We start from the raw sequence: 9,310 nt of genomic DNA on the forward strand, positions 1-9,310 counted from the left end.
ATTCCACCAGCCGCATCGAATGCTACAAGCGCCTGCATGAAGGCCAGATCGGCGACATCACCAGCATTTTGGCGACCTATTACGCCGGCCCGGTCAAAGTGATGCCGCCTGCGGCAGGACGCCCCGCCGGGATGGGCGATGTGGAGTGGCAGGTGCGCAACTGGTATAATTTCTCCTGGCTCAGCGGTGACAGCCTCGTGGAGCAGGCTGTGCACAGCCTCGACAAGATCTGCTGGGCCATGAAGGACACTCCTCCACTGAGTGTCATCGCCACGGGCGGCCGCCAGCGTCAGGCAGAAGGCGGGAATATCTTTGACCATTTCCACTGCGCCTTTGAATGGGATGGCGGCATTCTTTGCCACATCACCAATCGTCAGATCAATGGCTGCCACAACGAAGTCATCGACAACATCCAAGGCACCAAGGGCAAGCTGGTCATCGGCAAAGGTTCTGCACCATTCATCGACGGCGAAAAACGCTGGCGCTGGCGTGGTGAGGAGAAGAACATGTACGATCTGGAGCATCAGGCGCTCTTCAATGCCATCCGCAAAGGAGAGGTCATCAATGACGGGGACCGCATGATGAGCAGCACGCTGATTGCCATCATGGGCCGTGAAGCTGCCTACACGGGGCAGAAAATTCTTTGGAAGGAAGAGGCTGCACCTGCTGATCAGGGCGGAGGGAAGGATAAAAAATCCGCGCGTGTGGCGCTGGCTATGCTGTCCTCCAAGCAGGATCTCGCGCCTGATAATCTTCAGTTCGGCGACAAATTTGAACCGACTCCGATGCCGGTGCCCGGGGTGACGCAGTTCACTTAAGCTCTCAGCGTCTGGCTCGCAATTCCTGGCGCAGTTGCTCGACTTCATCGAGCAGCTGCGTGAGCATTTTGAGGCCGCTGAGGTTCATTTCGCAGGCTTCGCGCAGCGCCTCGATGCGGCGCAGAGTGCGTATTGTCTCGTCATCGAAGTCCGGATGGATGATGCCATGTTCCTGATACTGCACGATCATCTGCGTGGAGACACCGGTCGTCTCGGCGAGGATTTCCAGCGAGTAGGTTTGAGGTGTGGAGTCGCTCATATCAGGCGCGTGGGTTGAAGGTGGAGGCGCTGCGCAGCTGTTCCCACAGTGTACGCTCGGCATCGCTGAGCTTGGTTGGCAGCACGACCTGGAGTTTCACGAAGAAATCGCCGCGCTCGGCGGTCTTGCCTTTGGGCAGGCCACGACCACGTACGCGCAGGCTCTGGCCATTTTCACTGCCGGCGGGGATGCGCAGCTTGATGGAACCGTCGAGTGTCGGCACGATCACCTCAGCCCCCAGCACAGCCTCCCATGGGGCGAGGTCTAGATCGTGATGCACATCGGCCTCTTCCGTGGTGAATTCAGGATGCGCAGCGTGGCGCACGCGCAGGTAGAGGTCTCCTGCCTGACCGCCATTTTGGCCGGGTTCACCCTGGCCGGGGACGCGAATGCGGCGTCCATCAGTGGCACCGGGCGGGATGCGCACTTCGAAGCTGTGCGTCTGTACCGCGCCGGTCTGGCGGTTCACTGTTTGCAGCGAAATCGGCCGCTGCGTGCCGTGCATGGCTTCCTCCAGCGTGACGAGGATGTCGCCCTCGATGTCATGGCCACGCCGTGCGCGGCCTTTCTTCGCGGCCCCGTTGGGGATTTCTTCTTCAAAGCCCTGAGGGAAGCCATAGCGGCTGCCTCCGCTGAAGTATTGCTCGAAGAAGTCGCTGAACCCCGTGCCGCCAAAGTGGAACTCCTGCTCATGGCCGCCTGCTCCCTGCGGCGGAGGCTGGAAATTTCCTGCGTCCTGCCAGTTGGCTCCCAAGGTGTCATACTTCCTGCGTTTCTCTGGATCGCTGAGCACTTCGTTGGCTTCATTGATCTCCTTGAACTTGGCTTCGGCGGTTTTTTTGTCCTTGGCGGTGTCGGGATGGTAGAGACGGGCCAGTTTACGGAAGGCCTTCTTGATCTCGTCCGCGCTGGCATCGCGTGCGACCCCAAGGGTGGCGTAGTAGTCTTTAAATTCGGCGGGCATGATGGAATACAATTACGTCGCACAGCGACATGTCGTTGTGAATCGTGCTGCATTCTTTGCAGTTAGCGCCAGAAGGCCAGGATGGCCGCACCTCCTGCGACTGACATCAGCAGGCCGAGCAAGGCAGGTTTGATGTAAGCTCGGGAACCGAGGGCGATCACAAAAAACATTTTGAAACACAGATTGGCCATGCCACCGACGAGAATCATGCGCCAGGCGACGGAGGTTTCGAGATGCCCCGTGTTGACCAGTCGTGAGGTCGAGAGCGTGATGGCCGACATGTCTGGCAGGCCAGAAAGAAAGGCAGCCACGTACAAGCCTGCGGAACTGCTGTGCTGGCGGGTATAGGCCACGATGACCAGCACCAGTGCATAGAGCAGCCCGAGGAAGACAGCATTTTTCAGCTCGGACGGCGGGTGCTCATCCACGGGTTCAGAGTCGGCATTTTCTGCCAGCCGATGCGCCACGGCGGCGATCAGTCCGACCCAAAACATCATGGCAACGAGTGGCGGCAGCAGCTCGCGAATGTGATCGGAGGCGACGATCATCACCTCCGTCAGCAGGCGCACAAACGCCACGGCGGAGGCGATCAACGCCATGGCAGCAAGCGACATGCTGCCTGCACTGGAGATTTTGCTGCGACGTGCGCTGCTGGCAGTCGTGGCGGTGCTGGACACCAATCCACCGAGAACGCCCGCCACCGACGCTCCTTTGGATCCCCCCAGAAATTTTTCAGCCATGTACGCTGCAAGGCTGATGCCCACGATGAGCACCACGATGAGCCAGATGGCGAAGGGATTGAGCACGCCGAGATAACCCATCTCGCGGTTCGGCAGCGCGGGCAAAATGACGAGACCCAGGAGCACGAGGCGGACGATGGCGCGCAGTTCCTCCTCACCGAAATGCCGCACCATGGCATGCAGCCCTTTTTTACTTTGGAGCAGCGCCATGATACCGCCCGCGATCATGACGGCCAGAAGCCGCTCTCCGAGCATGGTGATGATGCCCACTGTAAACATCACAAGCATCGCCATTTCCGTGGCGAGGCCGGTAACCGGCGGTCGTTTTGCCTGCCGCAGCCAGCTGCCAAGCACGACAATGCAGGCAAAGGTGATGAATCCTGCGGCAATCACCCAGCTGCCATAGGCATTCCCCAGCAGGCCGGTCAGCGCACCGAAGAGCGTCAGCAGGGCAAAGGTGCGGATGCCCGCGACGCGATTCTGCACCCATTCGCGCTGCAAACCGACGAGCAACCCCAGCCCGATGGCGGTGCCTAGGGATTGCAGCAGTTCCGTGGTTTCGGGCAGCGGGGTTGGCATGGCAGGTAAACGAAGTCTCAGGGAGACTTTACACGGACTTGCCATCGTCGCCATCCCAGTCCAAGAAAAGGACTCCAAGCCACCAACCATGTCCATCTGGAACTACGCCAACCCACAGCTCAAAGATCTCGTCGCTTACGAACCCGGCAAACCCATCGAAGATGTGGCCCGTGAACGCGGCTTGAAGCCGGAGGACATCATCAAGCTCGCCTCCAACGAGAACCCTCTCGGGCCGTCGCCCAAGGCCATCGTGGCGATGCAGGAGGCCGTCAAAGAGGTCAACATCTACCCGGACGGCGCCTCATGGAAGCTGCGCAATGCGCTGGCGGAAAAATTTGGCCTGGAAATGGGCAACATCATCATGGGCTGCGGCTCCAATGAAGTCATCGAATTCATCGGCCACGCCTTCCTCAAGCCCGGCGACAACATCATCACCGCCGAGCACGCCTTCCTCGTTTATAAACTCATGGCCAAGGTTTTTGGTGCTGACACCATCGAAGTGCCGGATCCCGGCTACGTGCATGACCTCGATGCGATGGCCGCCGCCATCACGCCGAACACGAAGGAAGTCTTCATCGCCAACCCGAACAACCCGACAGGCACGCTCGTCACCCAGGAGCAGATCGACCGTTTCATGGCCAAGGTGCCGGCGCATGTCGTCGTCGTGTTCGACGAGGCTTATTATGAGTTCCTCGACAATCCGCCGGACACGCTCAAGTACGTTCGTGAAGGCCGCAACGTCGTCGTGCTGCGCACGTTCTCGAAGATTCAGGGTCTCGCAGGCACGCGCGTCGGCTACGGCATCGCGAACAAGGAACTCATCGACGTGCTGCAGCGCACGCGGCAGCCCTTCAATCTCAACTCCATCGCCCAGGCAGGTGCGCTGGCAGGACTGCTCGATGAAGAGCACCAGAACAAGACCAAGGCCATCACCGATGAAGGCCGCGCCTACCTGCAGCAGCAGTTTGGCGACATGGGACTCGAATACATCCCGAGCTACGCCAACTTCGTCCTCGTCAATGTCGGCGATGGTAATGCCGTCTTCAAAGCCATGATGGACAAGGGCGTCATCGTCCGCGCCATGGCTGCCTACAAGCTCCCCGAATGGGTGCGCATCAGCATCGGCACCATGCCGCAGAACGAGCGCTGCATCGAGGTGCTGAAGCAGGTGCTGGGGAAATAGAGAAGGCTTGCAGAATGCATTCTGTGGCGCACACTTTGTCTCCATGACGCTGACGCTTCAGATTCCTGACGAATTCGCGGCTTTCCTGCCGAGCAAAGCATCCGACATGGCTGCTGTGCTCTCCGCTGGATTGAGGTCATGGCAAGGGCGCAAAACCGGTGAAATCCAGGCATTGGATGACGTTATCGAGACTCTGGCTGATCTGCCTTCGGCCCAGGAGGTATTGGCGCTGCATCCATCCGAACAACTGACCGAACGCACCGCATTCTTGCTCGAGAAAAAACGTCAGGAAGGTTTGGAGGAAAGTGAGCAGGCCGAGTGGGAGCAGATCATGCGCGTTGAGCATCTCGTGCGCATCGCCAAGGCCAGAGCCCGAGTGAAATTGCAGGCGGCATGAGCACGGCACATATTCCAGCAGAACTGCGCCGGCAGGTGCAGGCCAGAGCTGGAGGATATTGTGAGTATTGTCGAGCTCCTGCCGAACTGGGCTTTCACGCACATCAGGTGGACCATGTCATCGCACAAAAACACGGTGGGGAGACCATTGCAGAAAATCTCGCCATGTCATGCATCGCGTGCAATCAGTTCAAGGGCAGCGACCTTTCCTCTCTGGATCCGGCCACCAAGGAGCTTACTGCGTTGTTTCATCCACGCCAGCAGGACTGGCGGGATCACTTTGAACTGAGCGGCCTGTTTATCATTCCCAAAACAGCCGTGGGGCGCGTCACAGCGAACCTGCTGCAGTTTAATGCTCCAGAGCGGATCATTGAACGTGAATGGTTCATCGCCGCGGGGGCGTTCCCTGATGTTGTCCAGTGATGTGAATGAATGGTTTTCGCTGCGCCGGTGTGAACAGTGACTTGTGAATGCAGCAAATGCGGATTGAATGCCGCATGATGCTGAAACTTTTGCCATCGAAGTTCACGTGGATGCTTTGCGTTCTGCCCGTGCTGGCAGGCTGTCTGCCAGGCATGATCATGGCTCAGGTGGAAACGGCGAAGCCTGCGGTTCCCACCATTGAGCCCGGATTGGATCTGGCGGTGAAGTGGCCTTGGCAGGTGGAGCCCTCGGATGCCGCAGCCTGGGGCCTGCCCGTTGATGTGCCTGCCGAAGCTCCTGCGGCAAAGCCCGGTGCTCAAGCCACACCTGAAACGGTGGCCAAAGCGACGCCTGCAACCAAGGTTGCTCCCAAAGGTCCACCCGCGACGATGATCGAACACGTGGTGGCAAAAGGAGACTCTCTCACCAAGATTGCACATGCCAATGGCGTGACGGTGGACCAGCTCAGGATTTTCAATGATCTGAAAAACGACCGAATTGTCATCGGCCAGGTGGTGAAAGTTCCAGGGGAGAGTGACATCAAAGCAATGGTCGACGCAGCAGTAGCTGCCGAAAAAGCCGCGGCCAAGGCCCCGGCCAAGGAGAAGCCTAAAAAAGCACCTTCCCCCGTGAAGGAGGAGGCGCCGGTATTGATCGCCACCAAACCCCACCGCGCGCTGCCACCTGCGGCCTGGGGGGCTGCATCCTTGGTGCTCATCCAGGCTTTTCTGGACCGGCAGGGATTCACCATCGGTCCGATCGATGGCACGGCGGGGCCGGTGTATGACGCGGCGTACAAGGCCTTTGAAAAAGCTCATCCCGGAGAGCTGCACACTCCTGAAGGCCATCCCTCGGCGGCTATGAAAGCCATCGGTGGCCCCTATGTGGAGTATGTGCTCACGGCAGCTGACATGCGCTGGATTTCACCTCATCCTGGCAGCGCCGCCGGAGGCAAGACGAAGGGAAAGGTCGTGGAGCCACCACCCACCTTTGAAGAACTGACGCATGAGACTTTCATGTCCTACCGCTCTGGCTGGGAATTTGTGGCCGAGCGGTTTCATGCTGCCGAGTCGTTCCTGCGACACATCAATCCCGGCATCAAGAACGCCAATGTTCCCGGTGCGGTGTTTCTGGTGCCGAATGTGCTGCCGTTCGAAATTGAAAATGCGCTGGCAGAGCCGCTGCAGCCTGCCGCAGATCCTGCAGCCCCCATCTCAGCCAGCATGCTGGGAGTGAGCCGGCTGATCATTCGTCGCGGAGATGCTGTCATTGCCAGCATGCCGGTCTCAGCAGCGCGCCCGGGATTGCGTGGGCGCAAGACGTGGAAGATTCTCGATGTGGTTGCGCGTCCTCGTCTATCAAGCACCGGCGATGCCGCCGCACCCATGACGGTGCCCTACCGGCTGTCTGCCGGACCCAACAATCCAGTGGGCATTGTGTGGATCAATCTGGCCAAGAGCGGTGATCCCAAACCACTGCCCTACGGTCTGCATGGCACCAGCATCCCCGGTATGATGACGAAGCAGGAAAGCATCGGCGGCTTCCGCATGACGAACTGGGACATCGCCCGCGCTGTGCGTCTGCTGCCTGCGGGCACCGAATTGAAGTGGGAATAAGAGGATGGATCAGCGCTTCGCGCGGTGTCTGCGGATGGCGAGAACATCCCGTGCCATGCGGAACGAGTCGCGGATCAAATGCACATGGCCGCCGGGGGTTTCGTGCCAGGCGATGGAGGCTTCCTCAAACTCGCAGCCGCTGTCATGCAGGGCGGCGAGCAGTTCGACATCAAAGGCAAAGCCATGAATGCGCAAGGTCGGGGCGATGCGCTGGTACGCCGAACGCGGCAAGAATTTGAGCCCGCACTGGCTGTCGTGGATGGGGATGCGCAGCAAGGTGGCTACGAGAGTGCCAAAGATGCGGCCCATGAGCCGGCGCTTCCACTGCCGCTGAACCTTGGAACTGGTTTGATCCCAACGGGAGGCAAACACCGCTGTCAGCGGGACTGGTTGCAGGCGGACACGGCGGATGAGATTGGCGACTTCGGTGGCAGAGCAGGAGCCGTCTGCATCCACGAAAGCGAGCCAGTCCACCAGCGGTGCCTGATCCCAGCCGGCATACACGGCACCGCCTTTGCCCAGGTTCTGCGGCAGAAACATGGGAGGGAGCAGGTGCTCGTTCTGGTTGCAGAGCGGGATGATGATGTCGCGCATCCGTGCCGCCTCCTCCGCGTCAGAGCCGTCTTCCACGACCTGAATGCTCACGCCACCCAGTTCATGCGTGACCGCGCACAATTCCGTGAGGAACGGCCCGATGCGCCCGCTTTCCTGATAGCAGGGAATCACGATATGAACGGTGGCTGGTGGCATGAAAGGACTGATGACCGATGTTCGGCAGAAAGCGCGGGCGGTAAAAGCTAAATCCGTGGAGGCAGGGCATCTTTTGTACGGCTGCGATGGTCTGGTATTGCGGAGCAGGCGGGTTCTGTGTCTTTATCGAGGACTCATCCACCATGCGTTATCCGCACTCCATTTTCGCGCTGCTGCTGGTGCTGCCTGCATGCAGTTCGACGAATCGCATGCTCAAAGCGCAGCCTGTGGGTCTGTCGCCTTTTTTTGAGCAGCCTTGGCTGGCGCAGGATGCGCGTGAACAGCTGGGCTTTCAAGAAATCTGGACCACGCCTGATCCGCAGCTGCTCGCGCAGGGAAAGTCGAAACGAAAACTCTTCATCGCTCCTGTGACGCTGCATTATTTGCGTCCGCTCAACCGGGCCTTTTCTTCCGGGGAGGTCGCCTGGGGTGGAGTGCAGCGCCGGGAGGTGGATGTGGCGGTGCGCCTGCGTGAGGAGTTTGTGGCTGCCTTTCGTCACTCACCGACGCCGCTCTATCGACTCGTGAACCAGCCCGGCAAGGATACACTGACGCTGCAACTGGCGATCACGGAACTCAATCCCACCAGCCCAAAGGGAAACGCGATGGTCACCGTGCTGAAGTTTGTGGTCACGCCAGTGATCGGACTGGCGGCCTATTTCACCAAAGGCAACATGGCCATCGAGGGCAAGGTGGTGGACTCTGTGTCTGGCAGGGCCTTCTTCCAGTTCGCTGACAACGAGAGCGACAAGCTGACCTTCATCAATCTGCGGGATTACCAGCCCTACGGTCATGCCATGAACACCATCCGCTACTGGGCCCTGCAGTTTGAGCAGATGACGCGGTCTCCGCGGGGCTGGAAAGTGAAGGATTCGGGCTCCATCACGCTGCGGCCCAATTGAGAGTCACCTCTATTTCCTGCCGAACAGCCTGGAGAAGAAGCCGCGCTTGGGCTCGGGCGGCGGCGGAGCAGGGGCCACAGGCAGCGCCTTGGCGATCACGACCGGGCGCGGCTCTGCAGCCGGACCTTCAATGATCACCGTCATGCCCTGGGTGAGCAGTTTCACCAGCCGCACCACGTCCCAGTTGGCCGTGCGCATGCACCCATGGCTGGAAGTGCGGCCGATATTCTGCGGCGAGTTCGTGCCGTGAATGCCGATGCCAGGGCGGTTCAAACCGATCCACATGACTCCCACAGGGTTGTTTGGGCCGATGGGTAGTTCGTAAAAGTTGCCGCTGCGCACGCCGTACTCGAGCACGCTTTTGTCCCAGCGAAAGGTGGGCATCTGCGTGATGCCCAGGATGCGCCAGGTGCCGGGCGGCGTGGCCAGATGGCCGATGCCGGGCGTGATGGGCAGAGTGGCGAGCAACTTCTCACCGTCCCACACATCAAGCACCTTTTCCCGGGTGTCGATCTTGATGACACGGGTGAGAAATTCCGGCACTTCAGGCAGCTTGGGAACTTCCGTGAGTTCTTCGATGAGGAACGGCTGCACCGCAGGGACTTTGACCACATCCCCCGGCTTGAGGGCGCCCATCTTCAAAGGCTTATTGATGAACTCCAGCAGCTCTGGGGCGCTGT

11 protein-coding genes are annotated in these 9,310 nt (G+C 59.6%); 6 read left to right on the plus strand and 5 right to left on the minus strand.

The window, feature by feature from the left end; all coding sequences use genetic code 11:
* The coding region (locus ACIREA_RS19375) for a Gfo/Idh/MocA family oxidoreductase (protein ID WP_397383984.1) at positions 1–818 on the plus strand (818 nt) is incomplete at its 5' end.
* Between the two features lie 4 nt (positions 819–822).
* On the opposite strand, the gene ACIREA_RS19380 is transcribed toward ACIREA_RS19375, so the two are convergent.
* The 3 genes from ACIREA_RS19380 to ACIREA_RS19390 all read right to left on the minus strand — a co-directional run bounded on the left by ACIREA_RS19380 (position 823) and on the right by ACIREA_RS19390 (position 3,360).
* Positions 823–1,077, minus strand: a complete 255-nt coding sequence (locus ACIREA_RS19380; RefSeq protein WP_397383985.1) for a chaperone modulator CbpM — start codon at positions 1,075–1,077, stop codon at positions 823–825.
* Between the two features lies 1 nt (position 1,078).
* Entirely contained in the window at positions 1,079–2,041 is a 963-nt protein-coding gene (locus tag ACIREA_RS19385) for a DnaJ C-terminal domain-containing protein (RefSeq protein ID WP_397383986.1), read from the minus strand.
* A gap of 62 nt (positions 2,042–2,103) precedes the next feature.
* A complete protein-coding gene (locus tag ACIREA_RS19390; RefSeq protein WP_397383987.1) occupies positions 2,104–3,360 on the minus strand; it encodes an MgtC/SapB family protein in 1,257 nt (418 codons plus the stop codon).
* Between the two features lie 88 nt (positions 3,361–3,448).
* Here ACIREA_RS19390 and hisC point away from each other — a divergent pair, with 88 nt between their 5' ends.
* The 4 genes from hisC (at position 3,449) to ACIREA_RS19410 (ending at position 6,978) form a co-directional block, all read left to right on the plus strand.
* Entirely contained in the window at positions 3,449–4,543 is a 1,095-nt protein-coding gene (hisC, locus tag ACIREA_RS19395) for a histidinol-phosphate transaminase (protein WP_397383988.1), read from the plus strand.
* Between the two features lie 43 nt (positions 4,544–4,586).
* On the plus strand, positions 4,587–4,940 hold the full coding sequence (locus tag ACIREA_RS19400; protein ID WP_397383989.1) for a hypothetical protein: 354 nt from the start codon (positions 4,587–4,589) through the stop codon (positions 4,938–4,940).
* Positions 4,937–5,362 carry an HNH endonuclease gene (locus ACIREA_RS19405; protein ID WP_397383991.1) on the plus strand — a complete coding sequence of 142 codons (426 nt, stop codon included), beginning with the start codon at positions 4,937–4,939 and terminating at the stop codon, positions 5,360–5,362. The genes ACIREA_RS19400 and ACIREA_RS19405 overlap by 4 nt, the downstream gene beginning before the upstream one ends.
* 74 nt (positions 5,363–5,436) lie before the next feature.
* A complete protein-coding gene (locus ACIREA_RS19410; protein ID WP_397383993.1) occupies positions 5,437–6,978 on the plus strand; it encodes a LysM peptidoglycan-binding domain-containing protein in 1,542 nt (513 codons plus the stop codon).
* Between the two features lie 9 nt (positions 6,979–6,987).
* Here the strand turns inward: ACIREA_RS19410 and ACIREA_RS19415 are convergent, their stop codons facing one another.
* Positions 6,988–7,728, minus strand: coding sequence for a glycosyltransferase (locus ACIREA_RS19415; RefSeq protein ID WP_397383994.1), 741 nt, complete (start codon positions 7,726–7,728; stop codon positions 6,988–6,990).
* Positions 7,729–7,871: 143 nt separating this feature from the next.
* Here ACIREA_RS19415 and ACIREA_RS19420 point away from each other — a divergent pair, with 143 nt between their 5' ends.
* Positions 7,872–8,630, plus strand: coding sequence for a DUF3313 family protein (locus tag ACIREA_RS19420; protein WP_397383996.1), 759 nt, complete (start codon positions 7,872–7,874; stop codon positions 8,628–8,630).
* Between the two features lie 9 nt (positions 8,631–8,639).
* Here ACIREA_RS19420 and ACIREA_RS19425 read toward each other — a convergent pair.
* Positions 8,640–9,310: L,D-transpeptidase (locus ACIREA_RS19425; RefSeq protein WP_397383997.1), on the minus strand; the 671-nt coding region annotated here is incomplete at its 5' end.

It is taken from the genome of Prosthecobacter sp. (assembly GCF_044373815.1).
In the GTDB taxonomy this organism is placed as follows: Bacteria; Verrucomicrobiota; Verrucomicrobiia; order Verrucomicrobiales; family Verrucomicrobiaceae; genus Prosthecobacter.

Excerpts from the sequence above, each read along its gene's own strand:
- ACIREA_RS19410 (WP_397383993.1), top strand. The coding sequence starts at position 5,437 with ATGATGCTGAAACTTTTGCCATCGAAGTTCACGTGGATGCTTTGCGTT.
- ACIREA_RS19420 (WP_397383996.1), top strand. The coding sequence starts at position 7,872 with ATGCGTTATCCGCACTCCATTTTCGCGCTGCTGCTGGTGCTGCCTGCA.
- hisC (WP_397383988.1), top strand. The coding sequence starts at position 3,449 with ATGTCCATCTGGAACTACGCCAACCCACAGCTCAAAGATCTCGTCGCT.
- ACIREA_RS19415 (WP_397383994.1), bottom strand. The coding sequence starts at position 7,728 with ATGCCACCAGCCACCGTTCATATCGTGATTCCCTGCTATCAGGAAAGC.
- ACIREA_RS19400 (WP_397383989.1), top strand. The coding sequence starts at position 4,587 with ATGACGCTGACGCTTCAGATTCCTGACGAATTCGCGGCTTTCCTGCCG.
- ACIREA_RS19390 (WP_397383987.1), bottom strand. The coding sequence starts at position 3,360 with ATGCCAACCCCGCTGCCCGAAACCACGGAACTGCTGCAATCCCTAGGC.
- ACIREA_RS19385 (WP_397383986.1), bottom strand. The coding sequence starts at position 2,041 with ATGCCCGCCGAATTTAAAGACTACTACGCCACCCTTGGGGTCGCACGC.
- ACIREA_RS19380 (WP_397383985.1), bottom strand. The coding sequence starts at position 1,077 with ATGAGCGACTCCACACCTCAAACCTACTCGCTGGAAATCCTCGCCGAG.
- ACIREA_RS19405 (WP_397383991.1), top strand. The coding sequence starts at position 4,937 with ATGAGCACGGCACATATTCCAGCAGAACTGCGCCGGCAGGTGCAGGCC.